This is a genomic window from Streptomyces sp. NBC_00569 (assembly GCF_036345255.1).
In the GTDB taxonomy this organism is placed as follows: domain Bacteria; phylum Actinomycetota; class Actinomycetes; order Streptomycetales; family Streptomycetaceae; genus Streptomyces.
Genome location: NZ_CP107783.1, coordinates 7,414,847 through 7,438,655, shown reverse-complemented (window position 1 = coordinate 7,438,655; position 23,809 = coordinate 7,414,847). Strand labels below are relative to the sequence as shown.

21 protein-coding genes and 1 riboswitch are annotated in these 23,809 nt (G+C 72.5%); of the genes, 13 read left to right on the top strand and 8 right to left on the bottom strand.

Annotated elements, in window-relative coordinates; all coding sequences use genetic code 11:
• Nucleotides 1-186, bottom strand: a complete 186-nt coding sequence (locus OHO83_RS33465) for a hypothetical protein (protein ID WP_227293983.1) — start codon at nucleotides 184-186, stop codon at nucleotides 1-3.
• Nucleotides 187-225: 39 nt separating this feature from the next.
• Nucleotides 226-687 (bottom strand): Asp23/Gls24 family envelope stress response protein, encoded by a 462-nt coding sequence (locus tag OHO83_RS33460; RefSeq protein ID WP_266669077.1) that lies wholly within the window; start codon nucleotides 685-687, stop codon nucleotides 226-228.
• 117 nt (nucleotides 688-804) lie between these two features.
• Between OHO83_RS33460 and OHO83_RS33455 the strand changes: the two genes are divergently transcribed.
• Nucleotides 805-1,539 carry a nucleopolyhedrovirus P10 family protein gene (locus OHO83_RS33455; RefSeq protein ID WP_266669079.1) on the top strand — a complete coding sequence of 245 codons (735 nt, stop codon included), beginning with the start codon at nucleotides 805-807 and terminating at the stop codon, nucleotides 1,537-1,539.
• Nucleotides 1,540-1,583: 44 nt separating this feature from the next.
• On the opposite strand, the gene OHO83_RS33450 is transcribed toward OHO83_RS33455, so the two are convergent.
• From OHO83_RS33450 to OHO83_RS33440, 3 genes are all read right to left on the bottom strand, one after another.
• Nucleotides 1,584-2,396 (bottom strand): enoyl-CoA hydratase/isomerase family protein, encoded by an 813-nt coding sequence (locus OHO83_RS33450; protein WP_116502821.1) that lies wholly within the window; start codon nucleotides 2,394-2,396, stop codon nucleotides 1,584-1,586.
• Nucleotides 2,397-2,525: 129 nt separating this feature from the next.
• Complete coding sequence (locus OHO83_RS33445) at nucleotides 2,526-2,750, bottom strand: helix-turn-helix domain-containing protein (RefSeq protein ID WP_189492003.1); 225 nt, start codon at nucleotides 2,748-2,750, stop codon at nucleotides 2,526-2,528.
• Nucleotides 2,751-3,143: 393 nt separating this feature from the next.
• Nucleotides 3,144-4,742 carry an ABC-F family ATP-binding cassette domain-containing protein gene (locus OHO83_RS33440; protein ID WP_116502819.1) on the bottom strand — a complete coding sequence of 533 codons (1,599 nt, stop codon included), beginning with the start codon at nucleotides 4,740-4,742 and terminating at the stop codon, nucleotides 3,144-3,146.
• A gap of 224 nt (nucleotides 4,743-4,966) precedes the next feature.
• Here OHO83_RS33440 and ypfJ point away from each other — a divergent pair, with 224 nt between their 5' ends.
• Nucleotides 4,967-5,845, top strand: a complete 879-nt coding sequence (gene ypfJ, locus OHO83_RS33435) for a KPN_02809 family neutral zinc metallopeptidase (RefSeq protein ID WP_329435772.1) — start codon at nucleotides 4,967-4,969, stop codon at nucleotides 5,843-5,845.
• 90 nt (nucleotides 5,846-5,935) lie between these two features.
• The gene (locus OHO83_RS33430; RefSeq protein WP_383998780.1) at nucleotides 5,936-6,346 is read left to right on the top strand and encodes a VOC family protein; all 411 of its coding nucleotides are present in this window, start codon (nucleotides 5,936-5,938) and stop codon (nucleotides 6,344-6,346) included.
• Nucleotides 6,347-6,361: 15 nt separating this feature from the next.
• On the opposite strand, the gene OHO83_RS33425 is transcribed toward OHO83_RS33430, so the two are convergent.
• The 3 genes from OHO83_RS33425 to OHO83_RS33415 form a co-directional block, all read right to left on the bottom strand.
• A complete protein-coding gene (locus OHO83_RS33425; protein ID WP_266669089.1) occupies nucleotides 6,362-7,777 on the bottom strand; it encodes a hypothetical protein in 1,416 nt (471 codons plus the stop codon).
• Between the two features lie 180 nt (nucleotides 7,778-7,957).
• Nucleotides 7,958-9,085 carry an alpha/beta hydrolase gene (locus OHO83_RS33420; protein ID WP_329435768.1) on the bottom strand — a complete coding sequence of 376 codons (1,128 nt, stop codon included), beginning with the start codon at nucleotides 9,083-9,085 and terminating at the stop codon, nucleotides 7,958-7,960.
• A gap of 69 nt (nucleotides 9,086-9,154) precedes the next feature.
• Nucleotides 9,155-9,832 carry a class II aldolase/adducin family protein gene (locus OHO83_RS33415; protein ID WP_266669093.1) on the bottom strand — a complete coding sequence of 226 codons (678 nt, stop codon included), beginning with the start codon at nucleotides 9,830-9,832 and terminating at the stop codon, nucleotides 9,155-9,157.
• Between the two features lie 203 nt (nucleotides 9,833-10,035).
• On the opposite strand from OHO83_RS33415, the gene OHO83_RS33410 reads away from it, so the two are divergent.
• The 10 genes from OHO83_RS33410 (at nucleotide 10,036) to cobI (ending at nucleotide 23,799) form a co-directional block, all read left to right on the top strand.
• Entirely contained in the window at nucleotides 10,036-10,779 is a 744-nt protein-coding gene (locus tag OHO83_RS33410) for a lysozyme (RefSeq protein ID WP_330280170.1), read from the top strand.
• Nucleotides 10,780-10,968: 189 nt separating this feature from the next.
• The gene (locus OHO83_RS33405; RefSeq protein ID WP_266669097.1) at nucleotides 10,969-12,243 is read left to right on the top strand and encodes an inorganic phosphate transporter; all 1,275 of its coding nucleotides are present in this window, start codon (nucleotides 10,969-10,971) and stop codon (nucleotides 12,241-12,243) included.
• 15 nt (nucleotides 12,244-12,258) lie between these two features.
• The gene (locus tag OHO83_RS33400) at nucleotides 12,259-12,480 is read left to right on the top strand and encodes a hypothetical protein (protein WP_100592482.1); all 222 of its coding nucleotides are present in this window, start codon (nucleotides 12,259-12,261) and stop codon (nucleotides 12,478-12,480) included.
• A gap of 110 nt (nucleotides 12,481-12,590) precedes the next feature.
• Nucleotides 12,591-12,732: riboswitch (cobalamin riboswitch) on the top strand.
• Nucleotides 12,733-12,843: 111 nt separating this feature from the next.
• A complete protein-coding gene (locus OHO83_RS33395; protein WP_329435764.1) occupies nucleotides 12,844-13,785 on the top strand; it encodes a cobalamin biosynthesis protein in 942 nt (313 codons plus the stop codon).
• Entirely contained in the window at nucleotides 13,782-15,317 is a 1,536-nt protein-coding gene (locus tag OHO83_RS33390) for a cobyric acid synthase (protein ID WP_266669102.1), read from the top strand. Before OHO83_RS33395 ends, OHO83_RS33390 begins: the two co-directional genes overlap by 4 nt.
• On the top strand, nucleotides 15,314-18,994 hold the full coding sequence (gene cobN / locus OHO83_RS33385; protein WP_330280169.1) for a cobaltochelatase subunit CobN: 3,681 nt from the start codon (nucleotides 15,314-15,316) through the stop codon (nucleotides 18,992-18,994). The genes OHO83_RS33390 and cobN overlap by 4 nt, the downstream gene beginning before the upstream one ends.
• A complete protein-coding gene (locus OHO83_RS33380; RefSeq protein WP_329435761.1) occupies nucleotides 18,991-21,051 on the top strand; it encodes a putative cobaltochelatase in 2,061 nt (686 codons plus the stop codon). The genes cobN and OHO83_RS33380 overlap by 4 nt, the downstream gene beginning before the upstream one ends.
• Nucleotides 21,051-21,650 carry a cob(I)yrinic acid a,c-diamide adenosyltransferase gene (cobO, locus tag OHO83_RS33375; RefSeq protein WP_266669109.1) on the top strand — a complete coding sequence of 200 codons (600 nt, stop codon included), beginning with the start codon at nucleotides 21,051-21,053 and terminating at the stop codon, nucleotides 21,648-21,650. The genes OHO83_RS33380 and cobO overlap by 1 nt, the downstream gene beginning before the upstream one ends.
• Nucleotides 21,644-23,038, top strand: a complete 1,395-nt coding sequence (locus OHO83_RS33370; RefSeq protein ID WP_330280168.1) for a cobyrinate a,c-diamide synthase — start codon at nucleotides 21,644-21,646, stop codon at nucleotides 23,036-23,038. The genes cobO and OHO83_RS33370 overlap by 7 nt, the downstream gene beginning before the upstream one ends.
• Nucleotides 23,035-23,799, top strand: a complete 765-nt coding sequence (cobI, locus tag OHO83_RS33365) for a precorrin-2 C(20)-methyltransferase (RefSeq protein ID WP_266669113.1) — start codon at nucleotides 23,035-23,037, stop codon at nucleotides 23,797-23,799. The genes OHO83_RS33370 and cobI overlap by 4 nt, the downstream gene beginning before the upstream one ends.
• Nucleotides 23,800-23,809 lie beyond the last annotated feature (10 nt).

The window sequence follows — 23,809 nt, the reverse complement described above, 5'->3', positions numbered from 1 at the left end:
TCACCGCCGCCGGTCGCCGCGCGAGCGGAAGAAATCGCCGGGCTCCAGGTCCCCCTCGAGGAACCGGCCTGCGACGAAGCCGACGGCGCCGAGCGCCGCCACCAGCAGGAAGGCCCCGAAGCCGCCGAAGTATCCGGCGAATGCGAGAGCCATTCCGGCGATCATGCCGATCACGGCCAGGTTCATCGAGCGCTCCTCCTCAAGGGCAAGCTCGCGGGCGGGTGGTCACTGAAGCCGGGATTCCGGCTCCTCGTCCTCTTCGTCGGGCAGCTTCACGTCGCTCACCGCGATGTTGACCTCGACGACCTCGAGGCCGGTCATGCGCTCGACGGCCGCGACCACGTTCTCGCGCACGTCGCGGGCTACGTCGGCGATCGACACCCCGTACTCCACGACGATTTCCAGGTCCAGCGCCGTCTGTACCTCTCCGACCTCCGCCTTCACCCCTCGCGACACGGATTTGCCGCCGCCGGGCACCCGGTCGCGTACGGCTCCGAAGGTGCGGGACAGACCGCTGCCCATCGCGTGCACGCCCATGACGTCCCGCGCGGCGAGGCCGGCGATCTTCTCGACCACACCGTCGGCGATGGTGGTGCGTCCTCGCGTCGCGGCGGACCCGCCGCCCCGCTTGGTCACACTGGTCCTGCCCCCGGTCGCTTCGCCCGGCTTCTCTGCGGTGTCGCTCATCGCGGGTCGTCCCTTTCGAAGAGGTTCTCTCAGGTCGTTCTCTGGGAGTCACTGCTCTTTCGACCACACTAAGTGCGGTTGCCCGGCCGCGCGCCATGGATGCGGCAGGCTGGGGCAATGAGCGCTGACCAATGGACGCAGGCAGTACGGCACCAGCTCGGGCTCGGCAGGCTGGTACCGCTCGGAGGGCCGCGGGACGGGTGCTGGCTGGCCGAATCGGCGGCGCGGTCGGCGTTGCGCCGGACAGCCCAATCGGTGCCGGGAGTCCGGCTGGAGAGCCTGCGGATCGAGCTCGCCGACCCCGACGGCTCCTACGAGTCCGCGGTGCCCGCGCCACCGAGTGCCCTGCCGCCGGGGCCGCTGAGAATCGTCGCGGAGTGCGCCGCGGCGCCGGACGAACCGCTGCCCACGGCCGCGTCCCGGCTGCGCGCGGCACTGAACGACGCGGCGTCCGACGGGCTCGGACTCGTGGTGGACCAGGTGGATCTGCTGGTGACGGCGCTGCTCGACGGTACGCAGGCCCAGCCCGCCTCGGTGGACGCGGAGGCCGACGTCGCGGACAGCCGGCAGGCAAGGGGTGACAGCGACGAGGAACGGGCCGGGCAGGCCGCGCTCTCCGTGCCGGGGGTGACGCGGCTGACCGGTTCGCTGGGCGGCCTGGGGCGTGCGGTGCACATCGGGGAGCGTCCCGAGGACGCGGCGGCCGCCCTGCCGCGCCGGCATGTGCGGATCGAACTGGCCGTGTCGGGCGGGCGGCGGGTGCTCGATGTGGCGCGGGACGTGCGGACGGCGGTCACCGAGGCCCTGGCGGATCATCCGTCAGTGGCCGTTCTGGTGACCGCCGTGCACTGAGGGCCGTCCGGCCCGGGTCATGCGTGGGCCGTGCGTGGGTCGCGTCAGTCGCCGAGGCCCGCCAGGTCCCGGAGCCGGCGTCCCTGAGCGGCGCGCTCGGCGGTGCGCTGCTCCTCGTACGAGCGTCCGGAGACGCCCTGGAGCAGGGCCTTGGTCTCGATGACGGCGTCGCGGGGCGCGGCGATGAGCGCTCCGGCGAGGTCACGCGCGGCGGCGTCGAGCTGGTCGGCGGGCACCACGAGGTTGGCCAGGCCGATGCGGCCGGCCTCGTCGGCGTGGACGTAGCGGCCGGTGACGCAGATCTCCAGGGCGCGCGCGTATCCCACGAGGGAGACGAGCGGATGCGTGCCGGTGAGGTCGGGCACCAGACCGAGGCTGGTCTCGCGCATGGAGAACTGCACGTCCTCGGCGGCGATCCGCAGATCGCAGGCGAGGGCGAGCTGGAAGCCCGCGCCGATCGCGTGTCCCTGCACCGCGGCGACGGTGATGATGTCGCTGCGCCGCCACCAGGTGAACGCCTCCTGGTACTCGGCGATGGTGTCGTCGAGCACGTCGTCGGAGCCGCGCGCCAGGTCGATGAAGGACGGCTCGCCGTCGAAACCCTCGGGCGTGAACGCCTGACGGTCGAGGCCCGCGGAGAACGAGAGTCCCTCCGCGCGCAGTACGACGACGCGCACGCTGCCCGGCAGGGACTTCCCGGCGTCGGCCAACGCCCGCCACAGAGCAGGACTTTGGGCGTTGCGCTTGTCCGGGTTGGTCAGCGTCACCGTGGCGATGGAGCCGTCGACGGTGAGGCGGACCCCGTCCTTGTCGAGTACCGGCGCGAGCGAGCCGGATCCGCTGTCGGGCGAAGCCATGTGTGCCTCCGATGGTGTGCGCAGTCGGACGAGGACGTGTCGACGCCCTCGAAACTACTGCACAGTAACCAACCGGCCGGTCGGCGGACCGACCGGGTGGTCACCATCGAAGCCTGTGCACTGCCCGGGTCAGCCGGCCGCGGTCGCCTTCTTGCCGCGTGTAGCCCCGCCGCGACCTCGCAGCGTGACTCCCGACTCACTGAGCATCCGGTGCACGAACCCATACGAGCGGCCGGTTTCTTCGGCCAGCGCTCGGATGCTCGCACCGGAGTCGTACTTCTTCTTCAGGTCTGCCGCGAGCTTGTCGCGCGCGGCGCCGGTTACCCGGCTGCCCTTCTTCAGAGTCTCGGCCACCCGTGCCTCCTCATGGGAAGTGCGCTCTGGACTTCTCATGATCACCCCTCCCGGGCTTCCTGGCCACCCATTCGGCAAGGTCCGTACGACGAGCTTGTGCGGTCGGGAAGCGGTCGACACGAGCGGAACGGAGGGTTCCGGGCACACCTCGACGAGGCCGGAAACGGCGTTGTCCGCGAAGGGCCAGGTCAGCGCGTTGTCCGTCAACACAAGGGCCCCGGCGCCGGTGCGGCGACGAAATCCGTGTAGGACACACCGCGGTACGAGGAGATCTCACTCAGATGATGGATCACGGATCGGCCGAATGATCCATACCGAGTGGATCAGCCTTTCGATCAAGCCGCGCTGACGGCCGACCGTGATCGTGCGGGCCCGGACGCGGGCGCCGGAGGGTCAGGCGAGGCTGACCAGATCCGCGTAGTCCTGGCCCCAGAGGTCCTCGACGCCGTCGGGCAGCAGGATGATCCGCTCCGGCTGGAGCGCGTCCACGGCGCCCTCGTCGTGGGTGACGAGGACGACGGCGCCCTTGTAGGTGCGCAGCGCGCCGAGGATCTCCTCGCGGCTGGCCGGGTCGAGGTTGTTCGTGGGCTCGTCGAGGAGCAGGACGTTCGCGGACGACACGACGAGCGTGGCGAGCGCGAGGCGGGTCTTCTCACCGCCGGACAGGACACCGGCCGGCTTGTCGACGTCGTCCCCGGAGAACAGGAACGAACCGAGCGTCTTGCGCACCTCGACCAGGTCCAGGTCGGGGGCGGCGGAGCGCATGTTCTCCAGGACCGTGCGCTCCGGGTCGAGGGTCTCGTGCTCCTGCGCGTAGTAGCCGAGCTTGAGGCCGTGGCCCTCGATGATCTCGCCGGTGTCCGGCTTCTCGGCCCCGCCGAGCAGCTTGAGCAGGGTGGTCTTGCCCGCGCCGTTGAGGCCGAGGATGACGACGCGCGAGCCCTTGTCGATGGCCAGGTCGACGTCGGTGAAGATCTCCAGGGAGCCGTACGACTTCGACAGGCCCTCGGCCATCAGCGGCGTCTTGCCGCACGGGGAGGGCTCGGGGAAGCGCAGCTTGGCGACCTTGTCGGAGACGCGGACCGCGTCGAGCCCGGCGAGCAGCCGGTCGGCGCGCTTGGCCATGTTCTGCGCGGCGACGGTCTTGGTCGCCTTGGCGCGCATCTTGTCGGCCTGGGAGTTGAGGGCCGCGGCCTTCTTCTCGGCGTTCTGGCGCTCGCGCTTGCGGCGCTTCTCGTCGGCCTCGCGCTGCTGCTGGTAGAGCTTCCAGCCCATGTTGTAGACGTCGATCTGGGAGCGGTTCGCGTCCAGGTAGAACACCTTGTTGACGACCGTCTCGACGAGGTCGACGTCGTGGGAGATCACGATGAAGCCACCGCGGTACGACTTCAGGTAGTCGCGCAGCCAGACGATGGAGTCGGCGTCGAGGTGGTTCGTGGGCTCGTCGAGGAGCAGGGTGTCCGCGTCGGAGAAGAGGATGCGGGCCAGCTCGATACGGCGGCGCTGTCCGCCGGAGAGCGTGTGCAGGGGCTGGCCGAGCACGCGGTCGGGCAGGTTGAGCGCGGCGGCGATGGTGGCGGCCTCGGCCTCGGCGGCGTATCCGCCCTTGGTGAGGAACTCCGTCTCCTGGCGCTCGTACTGCTTGAGCGCCTTCGCGCGCGTGGCGCCCGTGCCGTTGGCGATGCGCTGCTCGTTGTCACGCATCTTCTGGATCAGGGTGTCGAGGCCGCGCGCGGACAGGATGCGGTCGCGGGCCAGGACGTCGAGGTCGCCGGTGCGGGGGTCCTGCGGCAGGTAGCCGACCTCTCCGGAGCGGGCGATCTGACCTCCGGCCGGGGTGCCCTCACCGGCGAGGCACTTGGTGAGCGTCGTCTTGCCCGCGCCGTTGCGTCCGACCAGGCCGATGCGGTCGCCCTTGGCGATACGGAAGGTGGCGTTCTCGATGAGGATGCGGGCGCCGGCGCGCAGCTCGATGCCGGAAGCGGTGATCACGGACAGACTCCTGAGCAGGGATATGGACGGCGGAAGGGCTACTGAGGGCGATGAGCCGTCTAGTGCATGCGGAGAATGGCCATGGGCCAAGTCTAACGGGGCGATGCAAACAGTTTTCCGCCCTGCCGTTCCCGGGCCGAGGGGCAGACCGCCACGAACTGTTCGATAGTGGGCGATGGGCGGCGGGCCGCCGCCCCTGACGTGCAGCAGAGGGCGGTGCGGCCATGCAGTTCGACGACGACGCCGACCTGGACACCTCCGAGGTCCAGGACAGGCGCCGGGTCCCCGGCGGCCGGCGGACCGTCGGCGGCGGCCTCGCGGGCCTGCTCGCCCTCCTGGTCGGCCTCTTCTTCGGCACGAACGAATTCGGCCTCTCCTCCGGCAGTGGCGAACCCGACACCAGCGTCTCGTCCGCGGCCCAGGTCAGCCAGGACTGCCGTACGGGGCAGGACGCGAACAACAAGGAGGACTGCCGCATCGTGGCGGTCGTCAACAGCGTCCAGGACTACTGGCGTCAGGAGTTCCGCGACCGCGGGGGCACCTACTCCCCCGCACAGACCGTGTTCTTCACCGGCCAGGTCGCCACCGCGTGCGGCACGGCGACCTCGGCGGTCGGGCCCTTCTACTGCCCGGGTGACCGCAAGGTCTATCTGGACCTGGGCTTCTTCGACGAGCTGCGCACCAAGTTCGGCTCCAGCGGCGGTCCCTTCGCGCAGGCCTACGTGGTGGCGCACGAGTACGGGCACCACGTGCAGAACTTGATGGGGACGCTCCAGCGCTCCCAGGACGGGCGTACGGGCCGGAACAGCAACGCGGTGCGGGTCGAGCTCCAGGCGGACTGCTACGCCGGGGTCTGGGCGCACCACGCGACGACGACGCCCGACGACAAGACGGGCAAGCCCCTGATCACGAACCTCACCCAAGCGGACATCCGGGACGGCCTGGACGCGGCGGCCGCCGTCGGCGACGACCGGATCCAGGAGAGGTTCCAGGGCCGGGTGACGCCGGAGACCTGGACGCACGGCTCGGCCCAGCAGCGGCAGCAGTGGTTCTACGAGGGCTACCGCAGCGGCGACATGGCGCGGTGCAACACGTTCCGGTGAGCGGGCCCGCCTCACGGGGCGGATTGTCGGTGCCGGGTGCCAGTCTGGATCGGGCAGCACATTCCGACCGGCGAAGAAGGAGTGAGCACGGTGAGCGGTACGAAGGGGCGCGCGAGTTTCTACCCGTCCTTGCTGTACGCCGACGCGAAGGCCGCGATCGAGCAGCTGACCTCGGCGTTCGGCTTCACCGCCGCGGCCGTGCACGAGGGCGAGGGCGGCTCGGTGATGCACGCCGAGCTGACGTACGGGAACGGCGCGGTGATGCTCGGCTCGAAGGGCCGCGGCGGCCGTTTCGACGAGGCCATGCGGGGAGCGGGACCGACCGGGATCTATGTCGTCGTGGACGATGTCGACGCCCATCACCGCCGCGCCGTCGAGCACGGCGTTCAGATCCTGATGCCCCCGACGGACCAGGACTACGGCTCCCGGGACTACATGGCCAAGGACGCCGAGGGCAACGTGTGGAGCTTCGGGACCTACGCGCCGGAGATACCGGCCTGATCGCGGGGCGCGGTGTCACGCGCCTCCGGTGTGCACCTGGAAGGCGGCCCGGCGGACGGCCTTGGCGAGCGCCGGATCCGGGTGCGCCGCGGCCAGCGCCACGAGGACCTGCACGGTACGCGGATGCCCGGCCGCCCGGACCTCGTCGAGCAGTGCCGGCACGGTGGGCTGCACGGCGGACTCCAGATGGCGCACGAGGAGCTGGGCCTCGCCGTGGTCGGCGACGGCCGCCGCGGTGTCCACCCACAGCCAGGTGGTCTCCTCGCGGGTCAGCACCATGTGGACGTCCTCGGGATCGGCGCCTTCGTACTCGGCGAGCCACAGCAGCGCGTAGGGGCGCAGGGGCGGCTCCTCGGCGACGGATCGGACGACCGGCTCGGCGGGGGCTCCGACGACGCGCAGCGCCTCGAAGGCGAGGCCGCGCAGCAGGGCGTCCTCGCCACGGGCGGCGACGATCAGCTCGGTGACGGCGCTGCCGACGGGACGGGCGGCGAGCCAGGCGCGGTACTCGGCACGGGCCGCGTTCGGGCGCAGCCGTGCGCAGCCTCTGAGCATGTCCTCGGCGGACTGCTCGATGTTGCCCGCCGGGGACTGGGCGGCGACGCAGATCTGCTCCAGCTTGACCCAGACCGCCCAGCTGCCGAGCGGCGTGAGGGTCGCCTGGCCGTCGGCGTAGGTGAGGGCGCCGACGGCGGCGAGGCCGTGCAGGGCCCAGTCGAGGAGCGGGGGGAGGTCGGCGCCGGTGGTGCCGGTCGCGGGTCCGGTGCGCTCGGGCTGCGGACCGTAGGGGATCTCGCAGCGCTCCGTGCGCAGTTCCTCGACGCGCTGGCCGAGCAGGTCGAGGAGCTGCGGGACGGGGACCGGGCCGGCGGAGAGCTGGAGGAGGGAGAGCACCTGGGGCATCGCCTCGACGACCTCGGCGACCGCGGCGGCCTCGAGGCTCTCGCCGGCGGGGTGGGCCAGGGACCAGGCGTCGAAGAGCGCGACCCAGCCGCGCAGCACGGCGGTGTCGTCGCGGTCCCAGGCGCGCAGGCGCCAGCCGGGGCGCGCGCTGTCGCCGTGCACCTCGACGAGGCCCGCGAGGCGTGCGGTGTCCCAGTCGGCGCGGACCTGTCGCGGGGTCAGCTCCAGGTCGGCCGCCGCGCGTTCGGCGGTGGGCGCGGACAGGGCGCCCCTGCCGTCGGGGGCGCCGTGGCCGCTGCCGGGGCTGAGGACGGCGTCGGCCCAGCGGGCCACGCGGACGGCGTCGGCCAGGCCGCGGCGGGCCATGCGGGCCAGCTCCGCCGGTGGTGGGGTGCCCTCCGGCGGGCGGGGCGCCGGGCGGGGCGGGCGAGCCTGGGTCACCACTCCGTCTGCCCGCACGGGGGCGGCGGCGAGGGTGCGCGGGCGGACAAGTCGGAGCCTGGAGTCGCGCGGGATACGGGACGTCACGGGGGCAGTCTTCCGGTTGACGGTCCGAAAACCCAAACGGAATGGTTCCGGGGCTCTTTGCGGGCGTCGCGGGAGGGTCCGCGGACCGGCGCACGCCGGGGGTCTACGCGGGCCTTCCTGCGCATCTGTCCCGTGCGGCCGGCGGGCGGTTCCGGTGGGTCCGCCGGAGCTGCGGCGGAGCTACATGAGGGGGGTGAGGAAGCGGCGCAGCGTCTCCTCGTACGTGTGTGGGTCCGCGTTCCACATGGCTCCGTGCGGGGCGTTGCCGACAGTGTGGAGGGTGACCAAATCGGGTCGCCGGGCGGCCAGTTCGCGGGACAGGGCCCAGGGGGCGATCTCGTCGTCGGGGCCGTGCATGACGAGCGTGGGGACCTTGAGCGTGTCCGGGTGGGCGGCGGTGTCCAGGCGGTCGCCGTGCAGCCCGGTGCGGCCCTGGGCGGCGCGGACCGCGAGCGGCAGCAGGGGGCCGGGGATGCCGCGGGCTCCGGCGAGGGCACGCAGCGTCACGCCCCACGCGAGGACGGGTGAGTCGAGGACGAGTCCGGAGATGCGGTCCCGCAAAGCGGAATGGGCCGCCGCGTGCAGTGCCATGGCGGCGCCGGTCGACCAGCCGTGCACGATGACGCGCTGCGCGCCGTAGCGCACGGCGTAGCGGATCGCGGCGTCCAGGTCGCGCCACTCCGTCTCGCCGAGGTGGCCGAGGCCGTCCGGGGAGCGGGGGGCGCCGAGGTCGCCGCGGTAGGCGAGGTCGAGCACGGGGAAGCGCTGGCGGTGCAGGAAGTCCATGAGGACCATGGGGTGCTCGCGGGTGGTGCCCAGGCCGTGGACGGTGATGACCCAGGTGTCGCGGGCGCCGGGGACGAACCAGGCGGGGAGTGCGCCCAGTTCGCCGGGGATGTCGATGTCTGCGTGGTCGAGGCCGAGCGCCGCCTTGGGGTCACCGATGTGGACCTGGGGCGTGAGCCAGGCCTTGGCACCGGATTCGAGTGAGCCGTGGGTGACGCGCTCCAGGCGTCGCACGACGGCGTGCGCGGCGTGCGGGGCGGACTCGAGGACGGGCCCGACCACGGCGTGGAACCCGTCGCCGCTCAGGCCGTAGGTGCCCGGGCGCAGGGAGGCCAGGTCGCGGGTGAGGGTGATCTGGCCCGCGGCGGTGGCGTGGACGGTCAGGCGTGGCTCGGTGGGGAGCGGCCGGCCCGCGGGCGCCTTGAGGGCGGCATTGCTGGCCAACCGGCCGACCGCGACCGCGGCCGCGCCGGCACCGATGACTGCGGTGACGGCAGCGGCCGTCGCTCTGGCGGTGCGCACCGTCCCAGTGTCCGCGCCCGGGCTCCGACCGGCCAGTGGGGCGCGGCCACGGCGGCGCCGGGTGGCGGTTCAGCCCCGCTGCCCGTAGCCGCGCAGCTTTTCCTCCACCTCGCGCACCTGGTCGCGGGTGAGGAGCGTCGGGGTGTGGTGCGGGTGGGAGCTCGCGGTGAGCCAGACGCGGCACAGCCATTCGAGCTGGGCCGTGCGGTCGTAGGCGGCGGCGAGGGTGTCGCCGTAGGTGAGGGTGCCGTGGTTCTGGAGCAGGCAGCCTGTCCGTTCCTCGAGAGCGTCGAGGACGTTCCCGGCCAACCGCTCGGTGCCGTACGTCGCATACGGGGCAACCCGGACGGGCCCGCCGAGGGCCGCGGCCATGTAGTGGATGAGTGGGAGTTCGGGCACGAGGGTGGAGACGGCGGTGGCGTGGACCGCGTGGGTGTGGACGACCGCGCGGGCGGGCGTGGCGCGGTAGACCGCGAGATGCATCGGGAGTTCGCTGGTCGGGGTCAGGGTCCCGGCCTTCTGCTCGCCGTCGAGGCCGACGGCGACGAGGTCGTCGGGGGTGAGCTCGTCGTAGGGGACCCCGCTGGGCGTGACGAGGACGGTGTCGCCGATCCGCACCGAGACGTTTCCCGAGGTCCCGACGACGAGGCCGTCGGCAACGGTGCGCCGGGCCGTCGCCACGAGCGCGCTCCACGCCCGCGCCCGCTCGTCCGCGCCCTGCTCCGCACCGCCAGGTTCCTCCGCCATGCCCGCATCCTGCCAGCCGTCCGGCGGGCCCGCGCGGGTCGTGAGGCCCGGGCACTTCAGTGCGGAGCCCAGGAGTCCGGAAGCACACGAATAGGCGTGAATACCCGCCTGGAAACGATTGGCCGGGAATGGATGGGCATAGAGGGATCTTCCGGTAGCCTCCGGCGGGATGTGTCATGCACGTCGCCATTTCGGGGGAAAACATGGCTCGTGGTAACAAACCGTCCCGTCGCCGTGCGCACATCGCGACCGCGACATCACTGGCCGCCCTGACGTTCGGGGGGACCGCTCTCGCCCAGACTCCTGCGTCCGCGGCGGGCGGCACCAAGGGACACGACGTCTCGTCGCACCAGAAGAACGTCGACTGGCGGAAGGCCAGGAGCAAGGGCGCACGGTTCGTCTACGTCAAGGCGACCGAGTCCACCACCTACCGCAATCCCTATTTCGGCCAGCAGTACGACGGAGCGCGGAGCGCGGGCATCATCCGCGGCGCGTACCACTTCGCGCTCCCGGACAAGTCGTCCGGCCGGACGCAGGCCTCGTACTTCGTACGCAACGGGGGTGCGTGGCAGGCGGACGGCTGGACGCTGCCGCCGGCGCTCGACATCGAGTACAACCCGTACAGCTCGAAGAAGTGCTACGGCCTGAGCAAGGCGAAGACGGTCTCCTGGATCAGGTCGTTCAGCGACGAGGTGCGCCGCAGGACGGGCCGCCGGCCGGTGATCTACACCAATTACCACTGGTGGAAGACGTGCACGGGCAACAGCGCGGCCTTCGCGGGCAACCATGCGCTGTGGCTCGCCCGCTACGACGAGTCCGCCGGGGCGCTGCCCTCGGGCTGGTCGTACTGGACGTTCTGGCAGTACGACCACAGCGGCGGACTGCCGGGTGACCAGAATCTCTTCAACGGTTCGCGGGCCCAGTTGCGAAGGTTCGCCCGCGGCTAGCGGAGGGCTCGCTTCCGCTTGATTCGGCCACCGTTCCGCTTCGCGGGCGGCCCCGTGCCGCCGCCCCGTTCTCAACGGAATGGCGGCGCTCCGCTTCGAGTCACCACACCGCCCGCCCCAGTTCATCTTCCGTTCACTCAGATTGCCTACGGTCGCCGAGCCACTGACGTCCAACAGAAGCCTGGGTAAATGGAACACATCACGCTTCTCCTCGGGATCGTGATCGTCACCGCTCTCGTGTTCGATTTCACGAACGGTTTCCACGACACAGCCAACGCGATGGCCACCACCATCTCGACCGGCGCCCTCAAGCCCAAGACGGCGGTGGCCATGTCCGCCGTGCTGAACCTCGTCGGAGCCTTCCTCTCCGTGGAGGTCGCCAAGACGATCTCCGGCGGCATCATCAACGAGGACGGTCTCAAGACCGAGGTCATCTTCGCGGCGCTGGTGGGCGCCATCCTCTGGAATCTCCTGACCTGGCTGGTGGGGCTCCCCTCCAGCTCCTCCCACGCTCTCTTCGGCGGCCTCATCGGTGCCGCCGTGATGTCGATGGGCTGGTCGTCGATCGACGGCGGCACCGTCGTCACCAAGATCCTCCTCCCGGCCGTCGCCGCGCCGCTCGTGGCGGGCATCGCCGCGATGCTGGCCACCCGGCTCACGTACCGGATAGGCAGCAAGACCGACCAGAAGGCGACCGCCAAGGGCTACCGCGCCGGGCAGATCGCCTCCGCGGGCCTGGTCTCGCTGGCGCACGGCACGAACGACGCGCAGAAGACGATGGGCATCATCACGCTCGCCCTGATCACGGGCGGCGTCCTGAACCCCGGTGCGAACCCCCCGATGTGGGTCATCGTCTCGGCCGGTACGGCCATCGCGCTCGGCACCTACCTCGGCGGCTGGCGCATCATCCGCACCATGGGCAAGGGCCTCACGGACCTCGCGCCGCAGCAGGGCTTCGCCGCCCAGACCAGCGCCGCGACCGCGATCCTCGCCTCCTCGCACATCGGCTTCTCGCTCTCCACGACGCAGGTCTGCTCCGGCGCCGTGATGGGCTCGGGCCTCGGCCGCAAGGGCGGCGTCGTCCGCTGGTCGACCGCGACCCGCATGTTCATCGCCTGGGGCCTGACCCTGCCGGCCGCCGGTCTGGTCGGTGCGGGCGCCGAGTTCCTCACCAAGCAGGGCTCGTGGGGCGTCGCCGTCACCGCGCTGCTCCTGATCGCCGGCGCGGGCACCATCTGGGCGCTGTCGCGGCGCAACTCGATCGACCACACGAACGTCACGGACGACGACATCGACGGCGCCGACGTCCCGGACGAGCCCGCAGGCGTCGTGACCACCGCGATCGCGGCCGTCACCCCGCCGCCCACCGGCACGGTCGCCGGCCTGGACACCGACGTGAAGACCACCATTCCCGCCTCGCCCGCCCCGCCCTCCGCGGAGCCCGCGCGACCGGCCACGGTCTAAGGAAGCAGCAGCGCTATGCACATCGACTGGGCAGCACTCGGCTCCGTGTTCGGAGTCAGCCTCGTGATCACGGTGGCCCTCGTGGGCCTGTTCACCCTCGGCATCGTCGGCCTCACCAAGCGGGAGTCCGCGGCGGCCCAGGGCAACTCGGCGGCGCTGGCCGTCTCCGGCGCGTACGCCTGCTTCGCCCTGTGCGCGGCGGCCGTCGGGTACGGGATCTTCCTGATCGTCGCCTGACCGGAGGTAACCGGCAGGAGTGCGGGGTGCGGGACGCGAAGGCGTCCCGCACCCCGCTTCGTGTGTGCCTCAGCACACTCTCCCTTCGCAGGTCAACGGCAAGTTGACGGGCGTTCGCGGAGCGTGGTGGACTTCCGGGGCCATCTACGGCAGCAGGAGAGGAAGCCGGTGCGAATCCGGCGCGGTCCCGCCACTGTCACCGGGGAGTGATCCCCGCGAGCCAGGAACTCTCGCCGCCGGTCTCTTCCAACCAGGGCGTGGACACCCTGAGTGAGGACATATCGCCATGCGCGGCTGCCAGTTGCGGGTGCTCCCGCCGAGAACGAGTACAAGGGTTCCGTTCGCCGTAGCGGCGGGCTGACCGTGCGAGCCGAGCGCGTCTTCGCGTACGGCAGCGCCGCCGGACTCCTCGGTGACCTCCTGTTCGGCGATCCGCGCCGCGGGCATCCGGTCGCCGCGTTCGGGCGGGCCGCGGGCGCCGTCGAGCGAGTGCTGTGGAGCGACCACCGCGGGTGGGGCGCGCTGCACACCGCCGTGTGCGCCGGGGGCGCCGCCGTCGCCGGTGGCCTCGCCGCGCGCGCCGTGCGCCGCTCCCCCGCCGCCTCCCTCGCACTGACCGCCGCCGCCACCTGGGCTGTGGTCGGCGGTACGTCGCTGGGGCGCGAGGCGCGCGCCATCGGGGGCGCGCTGGCCGCCGGTGACGTGGACGCGGCACGCGAGCGGCTGCCGCATCTGTGCGGGCGTGACCCGCAGGCCCTGGACGCGGACGGGATCGCGCGGGCCGTCGTCGAGTCCGTAGCCGAGAACACCTCCGACGCCGTCGTGGGCGCGCTCGTGTGGGGCGCCGTCGCCGGGGTCCCCGGGCTCGTCGCCTTCCGCGCCGTGAACACCCTGGACGCCATGGTCGGGCACAAGTCGGCCAGGTACCGCCGTTACGGCTGGGCGTCCGCGCGCCTCGACGACGTGGCCGGCTGGCCGGGGGCGCGGCTGACCGGCGTGCTCGCCGCGGTCGCGGGCGGCCGTCCGCGCGGCGCGCTCACCGCGTGGCGCGAGGACGCGCGGCTGCACCCGAGCCCCAACGCCGGTGTCGTCGAGGCCTCGTTCGCGGGGGCGCTCGGGGTGCGGCTCGGGGGCACGTTGTCGTACGGCGGGCGGGTCGAGAACCGGCCCGTGCTGAACGCGTCGGGCCGGTCCGTGGAGACCGCCGACGTCGAGCGGGCGGCGCGGCTCTCGCGGCGCGTGAGCTGGCTGGCCCTCGGCGTGTGTGTCGCCGGGCGGGCACTGTTGCGGAGGGGGAAGTCGTGAGTGGTGGCGGACTGCTGGTGGCAGGGACCACGTCCGATGCCGGGAAGAGCGTCGTCACCGCCGGCATCTGCCGGTGGCTGGTGCGCCAGGGGGTGAAGGTCGCGCCGTTCAAGGGACAGAACATGTCCCTCAACTCCTTCGTGACGCGCGAGGGCGCCGAGATCGGCCGTGCGCAGGCCATGCAGGCGCAGGCCGCCCGCGTCGAGCCGAGCGCCCTGATGAACCCCGTACTGCTGAAGCCGGGCAGTGACCGGAGCAGCCAGGTGGTGCTCATGGGCAGGCCGGTGGGCGAGTTGAGCGCCCGTGGTTACCACGGGGGGCGGCAGGCCGCGCTCCTGGACACCGTCGTGGGATGCCTGGAGGAACTCCGGGGCAGCTATGACGCCGTGATCTGTGAAGGGGCGGGCTCTCCCGCCGAGATCAACCTGCGCCGCACCGACATCGTCAACATGGGGATCGCGCGGGCCGCGCGGCTGCCCGTGCTCGTGGTCGGCGACATCGACCGCGGCGGCGTCTTCGCGTCGTTCTTCGGCACGACGGCGCTGCTCGCGCCCGAGGACCAGGAGCTGCTGGCCGGCTATCTGGTGAACAAGTTCCGCGGGGACGTCTCCCTGCTCGAGCCCGGCCTCGACATGCTCAAGGACCTGACCGGACGGGCCACGTACGGAGTGCTCCCCTTCCAGCACGGACTCGGCATCGACGAGGAGGACGGGCTGCGCGTGTCGCTGCGCGGCTCCGTGCGCGAGTCACAGACCACGGCGCCCGTCGGCGAGGACGTGCTGCGCGTCGCCGTGTGCGCCGTGCCGCTGATGTCGAACTTCACCGACGTGGACGCGCTGGCCGCGGAGCCGGGCGTCGTCGTGCGGTTCGTCGACCGGGCCGAGGAGCTCGTCGACGCGGACCTGGTCGTCCTGCCGGGAACGCGCGGCACCGTCAAGGCACTTCAGTGGCTGCGCGAGCGCGGCCTCGCCGACGCCCTCGTGCGCCGGGCCGCCGAGGGGCGCCCGGTCCTCGGGATCTGCGGCGGTTACCAGGTGCTCGGCGAGCGCATCGAGGACGACGTCGAGTCCCGCGCGGGCGCCGTGGACGGTCTCGGACTGCTGCCCGTACGGGTGCGGTTCGAGCGTGAGAAGACCCTCGCCCGGCCCGTCGGCGAGGCGCTCGGCGAGCACGTCGAGGGCTACGAGATCCATCACGGGGTCGCCGACGTCAAGGGCGGCGAGGTGTTCATCTCCGATGGCGGAGGACACAGTCTGGACGGGTGCCGCGTCGGCTCCGTCTGGGGCACGCACTGGCACGGCTCGCTGGAGGCGGACGGCTTCCGCCGGGCGTTCCTGCGCGAGGTCGCGGCCGCCGCGGGCCGCCGTTTCGTGCCGGCGCCCGACACGTCGTTCGGCGCGCTGCGCGAGGAGCAGCTCGACCGGCTCGGCGATCTGATCGAAGAACACGCGGACACGGACGCGCTGTGGCGGCTCATCGAGTCCGGCGCTCCGTCAGGACTGCCTTTCATTCCACCGGGAGCGCCCGCATGAGCACAGTGTTGTTGTTGTCGACCGCAGACACCGATCTGCTGGCGGCCCGGGCCTCCGGCGCCCCCTACCGGATCGGGAACCCGACCCGCGTCGACGTGCAGAGCGAACTGCCGGAGCTGCTCGACGGCGTCGACATCGCCGTCGTACGGCTCCTCGGCGGCAAGCGCGCCTGGGAGGACGGGCTCGCGGCGCTGAAGGCGTCCGGCGTGCCGACGGTCCTGCTCGGCGGCGAGAGCGTCCCGGACGCGGAGCTGATGGCCGAGTCGACCGTGCACGCGGGCGCCGTGGCCGAGGCGCTGCGCTACCTCGTCGAGGGCGGACCGGGCAACCTCGTCGAGCTGGCCCGCTTCCTCGTCCAGGACGTGCTGCGGGGCGGGCACGGCCGGGCCGGGAGCACGCAGGAGCGGCACAGCGCCGAACCGCAGAAGATGCCCGAGTACGGGGTGCACGGCCGCCGTGCGCGCGTCGAGGGCCGCCCGACGGTCGGTGTGCTCTTCTACCGCGCCCACGAGCTGTCCGGGAACACCGCGTTCGTGGACACTCTGTGCGACGCGATCGAGGCGCGCGGCGTCAACTCCCTTCCGGTGTACTGCGGTTCGCTGCGCGGCGCCGACTCCGGCCTGTACGAGCTCCTCGGCGAGGCCGACACGCTGGTCGCGACCGTGCTCGCGGCGGGCGGTACACATGCCTCGCAGGCGTCCGCGGGCGGCGACGAGGAGGCCTGGGACATCGGCGCGCTCGCCGACCTCGACATCCCCGTCCTGCAAGGTCTCTGCCTGACGTCGTCGAAGGCGGCCTGGGAGGCGTCGGACGCCGCCCTGTCGCCGATGGACGCGGCCATGCAGGTCGCGATCCCCGAGTTCGACGGCCGGATCGTGACCGTGCCGTTCTCCTTCAAGGAGGAGGGCCCCGACGGCGTCCCCGTGTACACGGCCGACCCCGAGCGGGCCGCGCGCGTCGCGGGGATCGCCGTGCGCCACGCCCGTCTCGGCCACAAGCCGAACGCCGAGAAGAAGCTCGCCGTCGTCTTCACCGCCTACCCGACCAAGCACTCGCGGGTCGGCAACGCGGTCGGTCTCGACACGCCCGCCTCCGCCGTCCGCGTCCTGGACGCGCTGCGCGAGGCCGGTTACGGCGTCGACGGCTACCCGGACAACGGGGACGAGCTGATCCACCGCCTCATCGAGGCGGGCGGCCACGACGTGGAGTGGCTCACCGAGGACCAGCTGGCGTCGGCGCCCGCGCGGGTGCCGCTCGCCGACTACCGCGCCTGGTTCGACAAGCTGGCGCCCGAGCTGCGCGACGGGATGCTGGAGGCGTGGGGCGAGCCGCCGGGCTCCCTCTATGTCGACGGCGACGACATCGTGCTCGCGTCCCTTCAGTTCGGCAACGTCGTCGTGATGATCCAGCCGCCGCGCGGCTTCGGGGAGAACCCCATCGCGATCTACCACGACCCGGACATGCCGCCGTCGCACCACTACATGGCCGCGTACCGCTGGCTGGAGAACAGTTTCGGTGCGGACGCCGTCATCCACATGGGCAAGCACGGCACGATGGAGTGGCTGCCCGGCAAGGGCCTCGGTCTGAGCGGGAGTTGTGCGCCCGACGCGGTCCTCGGCGAGCTGCCGCTGATCTACCCGTTCATCGTGAACGACCCGGGCGAGGGCACGCAGGCCAAGCGCCGCGGGCACGCCACGGTCGTCGACCACCTGGTCCCGCCGATGGCCCGCGCCGACACGTACGGCGACCTGGCAAAGCTGGAGCAGCTCCTCGACGAGTACGCGCTCGTCTCCGACCTGGACCCGACGAAGGCCCCGGCCGTGCGCGCCCAGATCTGGACGCTGGTGAAGGCCGCCGAGCTCCACCACGACCTGCATGTCGACGAGCAGCCGGACGACGGTGACTTCGACGAGTTCGTGATGCACATCGACGGCTATCTGTGCGAGATCAAGGACGTGCAGATCCGTGACGGTCTGCACATCCTGGGCGGCGGTCCGGTCGGCGAGCCGCGCGTGAACCTCGTACTCGCCGTGCTGCGCGCCTCGCAGGTGTGGGGCGGCACGGCGAACGCGCTGCCCGGCCTGCGGGCCTGCCTGGCCGAGCACTTCGGCCTGGTGGAGAAGGAGCTGCTCGGTGAGCCCGGCGCGCCGGTGAAGGTGCCGGACGGGCTGACGGACCTCGTAGACGGTCCCGCCCGCAGCGCCGCCGACGCGATCGACCTCCTGGAGCAGCTGTGCCGGCGCGCGGCCGAGGGCATGGAGGAGCGCGGCTGGGACGCCGCGGCCGTCCCCGCGCTCGTCCGGGACGTCGTCGGGACCGAACTCCCCGACGCCGTCGCGGTGTTGGAGTTCGCGTGCCGTGAGGTCGTGCCCCGGCTCGCGCGCACCACGGACGAGATCGGGCACATCCTGCGTGCGCTCGACGGCGGATACGTGCCCGCGGGGCCGTCCGGGTCGCCGACGCGCGGCCTGGTCAACGTGCTGCCGACGGGCCGCAACTTCTACTCCGTCGACCCGAAGGCGATTCCGTCGCGGCTGAGCTGGGAGGTCGGGCAGGCGCTCGCCGACTCGCTGGTGGCGCGCTACCTCGCCGACACGGGCGAGTACCCCAGGTCGGTCGGCCTGACGGTGTGGGGCACCTCCGCGATGCGTACGCAGGGCGACGACATCGCCGAGATCCTCGCGCTGCTCGGCTGCCGCCCGGTGTGGGACGACGCCTCGCGCCGTGTCACCGGCTTCGAGGTCGTGCCGCCCGCCGAACTCGGGCGCCCGCGCATCGATGTGACGGTCCGTATCTCCGGCTTCTTCCGTGACGCCTTCCCGCACGTCGTCGGTCTGATCGACGACGCCGTGCAGGCCGTCGCCGCGCTCGACGAGAGCCCCGAGCAGAACTATTTGCGGGCACATGTCGAGGAGGACGCCGTCGAGCACGGCGACAGGCGGCGGGCCACGGCCCGGATCTTCGGGTCGAAGCCGGGTGCGTACGGAGCGGGTCTGCTGCCGCTGATCGACGCCCGCAACTGGCAGTCCGACGCGGACCTCGCCGAGGTGTACGCGGTGTGGGGCGGCTACGCGTACGGGCGCGGGCTCGACGGCCGGGCCGCGCGCGGCGACATGGAGACGGCGTTCCGGCGCATCAACGTGGCGGCGAAGAACGTCGACACCCGCGAGCACGACCTCGTCGACGCCGACGACTACTTCCAGTACCACGGCGGCATGGTCGCCATGGTGCGGCATCTGACGGGGGCCTCCCCCGAGGCGTACGTCGGCGACTCCGCCGTGCCCGACCAGGTGAAGACGCGCACGCTCGGCGAGGAGACCCACCGGGTGTTCCGGGCGCGTGTGGTCAACCCGCGCTGGATGGCCGCGATGCGCCGCCACGGCTACAAGGGCGCCTTCGAGATGGCCGCCACCGTCGACTACCTCTTCGGGTACGACGCGACGGCCGGCGTGGTCGACGACTGGATGTACGAGAAGCTGTCGGCCGAGTACGTCTTCGACGCGGAGAACCAGGACTTCATGAAGAAGTCCAACCCGTGGGCCCTGCGCGGCATCACCGAGCGGCTGCTCGAAGCGGCCGAGCGCGGGCTGTGGGCCGAGCCGGACGCGCAGACGCTGGAGCGGCTGCGGGCCACGTATCTGGAACTTGAGGGCGACTTGGAGGGCGACGACCAGTGAGTACCCCCTATCCGTTCACCGCGCTCGTCGGGCAGGACGACCTGCGTCTTGCCCTGCTGCTGAACGCGGTCAGCCCCGCCGTCGGCGGTGTGCTCGTGCGCGGCGAGAAGGGCACGGCCAAGTCGACGGCCGTACGCGCTCTTTCGGCGCTCGTGCCGCAGGTCGAGGTCGTCGCCGGGTGCCGGTTCTCGTGTGCGCCCGGCGCCCCGGACCCGGCGTGCCCGGACGGGCCGCACGAGACCGGACCCGGCACCTCGCGTGCCGCCCGCATGGTCGAGCTGCCCGTCGGCGCGTCCGAGGACCGGCTCGTCGGCGCGCTCGACATCGAGCGGGCGCTCGCCGAGGGCGTCAAGGCCTTCGAGCCGGGACTCCTCGCCGACGCGCACCGCGGGATCCTGTACGTCGACGAAGTGAACCTGCTGCACGACCACTTGGTGGACCTGCTGCTCGACGCGGCCGCGATGGGCGCCTCGTACGTGGAGCGTGAGGGCGTCTCCGTGCGGCATGCCGCGCGCTTCCTGCTGGTCGGCACCATGAACCCCGAAGAGGGCGAGCTGCGGCCGCAGTTGCTCGACCGGTTCGGGCTCACCGTGGAGGTCGCCGCCTCCCGCGAGCCCGACCAGCGCGTCGAGGTCGTCAAGCGGCGCCTCGCCTACGATGACGACCCGGAGGGCTTCGCCGGGAAGTGGGAGCAGGAGGAGTCCGCCGTACGGGCGCGGATCGTCGCGGCCCGTGACCTGCTGCCCTCGGTGCGGCTCGGTGACGCGGCGCTGCGCCAGATCGCCGCGACGTGCGCCGCGTTCGAGGTCGACGGCATGCGCGCGGACATCGTGATGGCGCGTACGGCGACGGCGCTCGCCGCGTGGGCGGGACGCACGGACGTGCTGGCCGAGGATGTGCGGCAGGCCGCGCTCCTGGCGCTGCCGCACCGCAGGCGCCGCAACCCGTTCGACGCGCCGGGGCTCGACGAGGACAAGCTCGACGACACTCTTGAGGAGTTCGGCGGACAGGACGACGAGCCCGATCCTGACGGTGACGGTGACGGCGGTGGGGACGGCCCCGGCGGCGGTGGCGGGCAGCCGCCGCAGGACGCGCCCGAGGGCAACGGCCCCGACACGGGCGGCGACCGGGCCGCCGACATCCCCGCGCAGGGCGAGCCCTCCGACAGCGGCGAGCAGAAGGCTCCCGCGGGCGGCGGCGAGCAGGCGGCCGCACAGGCCTCCGAACCCTTCCGCACGAAGATGCTGAGCGTGCCCGGACTCGGTGAGGGTGCCGCCGGGCGGCGCTCGCGGGCCCGCACGGAACACGGGCGTACGACGGGTGCGCGGCGTCCCCGCGGCGCGCTGACCAAGCTGCACCTGGCGGCGACCGTGCAGGCCGCGGCCCCGCACCAGCGGGCGCGGGGGCGTTCCGGTCCTGGGCTCGTGGTGCGGCGTGACGATCTGCGGCAGGCGACCAGGGAGGGCCGCGAGGGCAACCTCGTGCTGTTCGTGGTCGACGCCTCGGGATCGATGGCGGCGCGGCAGCGGATGAGCGCCGTGAAGGGCGCTGTCCTGTCGCTGCTCCTCGACGCGTACCAGCGGCGGGACAAGGTGGGGCTCGTGACGTTCCGCGGCTCCTCGGCCGATGTGGCGCTCCCGCCGACGTCCTCCGTGGACGCGGCAGCCGTACGGCTGGAGTCGCTGCCCACCGGTGGACGTACGCCGCTGTCCGCGGGGCTCCTCAAGGCGCACGACGTGCTGCGCGTGGAGCGGCTGCGGGACCCGGCACGCCGGCCGCTCGTCGTCGTGGTGACCGACGGGCGTGCGACGGGCGGGCCGGAGCCGGTGGCGCTCGCGGGGCGGGCGGCGCGGCTGCTCGCCGCCGAGGGAACGGCGTCGGTCGTCGTGGACTGCGAGTCGGGTCCGGTGCGGCTCGGGCTCGCCGGTCAGCTGGCGGGCGAGCTGGGCGGGACGGCGGTGACGCTCGACGAGTTGCGGGCCGAGTCGATCGCCGGGCTCGTGAAGGAGGTCCGACAGATGCAGGGGCCGCAGTCGAACAGCAGGAGGGTCGCGTAATGCCTCAGGGACAGCCGAGCGTCGTGCCGGACGACGGACTCACGACGCGGCAGCGGCGCAACCGGCCGCTCGTCGTCGTCCACACCGGCATCGGCAAGGGCAAGTCGACGGCGGCTTTCGGGCTCGCCCTGCGCGCCTGGAACCAGGGCTGGCCGATCGGGGTGTTCCAGTTCGTCAAGTCGGCGAAGTGGAAGGTCGGCGAGGAGAACGCGCTGCGGGTCCTCGGCGCGAGCGGCGAGGGCGGGACCGTCGACTGGCACAAGATGGGTGAGGGCTGGTCCTGGGTCCAGCGCGACGCGCAGATGGACAACGAGGAGAAGGCCCGCGAGGGCTGGGAGCAGGTCAAGCGCGACCTCGCCGCCGAGACGTACCGGCTGTACGTGCTCGACGAGTTCGCCTACCCGATGCACTGGGGCTGGATCGACACGGACGAGGTCATCTCCGTGCTGCGGGACCGGCCCGGGACCCAGCACGTCGTGATCACCGGGCGCAACGCCCCCGAGAAGCTGGTGGACTTCGCGGACCTGGTCACCGACATGTCCAAGGTCAAGCACCCGATGGACGCGGGCCAGAAGGGCCAGAGGGGCATCGAGTGGTGAGTACGTCCGTGCCTCGGCTCGTCATTGCCGCGCCCTCGTCGGGCAGCGGCAAGACGACCGTCGCGACGGGTCTGATGGCGGCGTTCGCCGGGCGCGGGCTCGCCGTGTCGCCGCACAAGGTCGGGCCCGACTACATCGACCCCGGGTACCACGCCCTGGCCACGGGGCGCCCGGGTCGCAATCTCGACGCGTACCTGTGCGGGCCCGAGCTCGTGGCGCCGCTCTTCGCGCACGGGGCGCGGGGGTGCGATCTCGCCGTCGTCGAGGGCGTGATGGGGCTCTTCGACGGGGCCTCCGGTCAGGGGGAGCTGGCGTCGACCGCGCACGTCGCGAAACTCCTTCGCGCGCCGGTCGTGCTGGTTGTCGACGCGTCGTCGCAGGCCCGGTCCGTGGCCGCGCTCGTGCACGGTTTCGCGTCGTTCGATCCTGAGGTGCGGCTCGCCGGGGTGATCCTCAACAAGGTCGGGTCCGACCGGCACGAGGCGATCCTGCGGGAGGCGCTGGACGAGTCGGGGGTGCCGGTGTTCGGCGCCTTGCGCCGGGGTGCGGACGTGGTGACTCCCTCACGGCACCTGGGCCTCGTGCCGGTGGCCGAGCGGGGGGCCGAGGCGGTCGCGGCTGTTGCCGCGATGGCCGAGTTGGTGCGGGTCGGGTGTGACCTGGACGCGCTGTACGCCGTGGCGCGCAGTGCTCCGTCGTCGGCGGGTGCGGCTTGGGAGCCGGACGCGCCGGAATCGCCGGACCGCAGGCGGGGCGGGCCTCGCGTCGCCGTGGCCGGTGGGCCCGCCTTCACCTTCTCCTATGCCGAGCACAGTGAGCTGCTTGCCGCCGCCGGGGCCGAGGTCGTGAACTTCGACCCGCTCCGGGACGAGCAGCTCCCGGACGGCACAGGGGCGTTGGTCATCGGTGGGGGTTTTCCGGAGATGTACGCCTCCGAGCTGTCCGCCAATGAACCGCTGCGCAAGGCCGTCGGTGAGCTCGCCCGGTCCGGGGCGCCCGTCGTCGCCGAGTGTGCGGGGCTGCTGTATCTGGCGCGCTCCCTGGACGGGCAGCCCATGTGCGGGGTCCTGGACGCCGACGCGCGGATGTCGGAGCGGCTGACGCTCGGGTACCGGGACGCCGTGGCCGTGTCCGACAGCGTGCTGGCCGCGAACGGGACGCGGGTGCGCGGCCACGAGTTCCATCGCACCGTCGTCGAGCCCGGGGCCGGCACCACCCCCGCGTGGGGCATCACGCGTCCCGAGCGGCGCGTCGAAGGGTTTGTGCAGGGCGGGGTGCACGCCTCGTATCTGCATGTGCACTGGGCCTCCGTGCCCCAGGCGGCGCGGCGCATCGTCGCGCAGGCAACCGAAGTCGCGCGGGCAACCGAAGGAGTCACCCCGTCATGACCGACACCACCACGCACCGGCTGACCGGCGTCGGCGTGGGTCCCGGTGACCCCGAGCTCGTGACCGTGAAGGGCGTCAACGCCCTGCGCGAGGCCGCCGTCGTCGTCGTACCGGTGATGGCCGCTGCCGACGGGACCGATGGCGGCGAGCCCGGCCGCGCCGAGGCGACCGTCCTGCACTACGTGCCCGCCGACAAGGTCGTCCGCGTCGTCTTCGCGCTCAACGAGCGCTCCGACCGGGCCCGGCGCGAGGCGGCCTGGGACGCGGCCGGCGAGCGGGTCGCGGCGCTCCTGCGGGAGAACGGCTCCGTCGCGTTCGCGACGATCGGCGACCCGAACGTGTACTCCACGTTCACGTATCTCGCCCTGACCGTCGGGGAGCTCGTGCCGGGGACCGTCGTCGAGACCGTGCCGGGCATCACCGCCATGCAGGATCTCGCCGCGCGTTCCGGCGCCGTGCTCACCGAGGGCACCGAGCCGCTGACGCTCGTGCCGGTCACCGCCGGTTCGGCCGTGCTCAAGGAGGCGCTCGCGGGGCCCGGCACCGTCGTCGCGTACAAGTTCGGGCGGCTCGCCGGCGAGGTCGCCGCGGCGCTGCGCGAGACGGGGCGGACGCAGGACGCCGTGTGGGGGTCCGCGCTCGGGCTGCCCGAGGAGTCCATCAGGCCCGCCGCCGAACTGGGTGCCGACGCCGCGCTGCCGTACCTGTCGACGCTGATCGCGCCCGCGCGGCGCGACGGCGGACGGGGCGGCAAACTGTGACCCGCCGGGG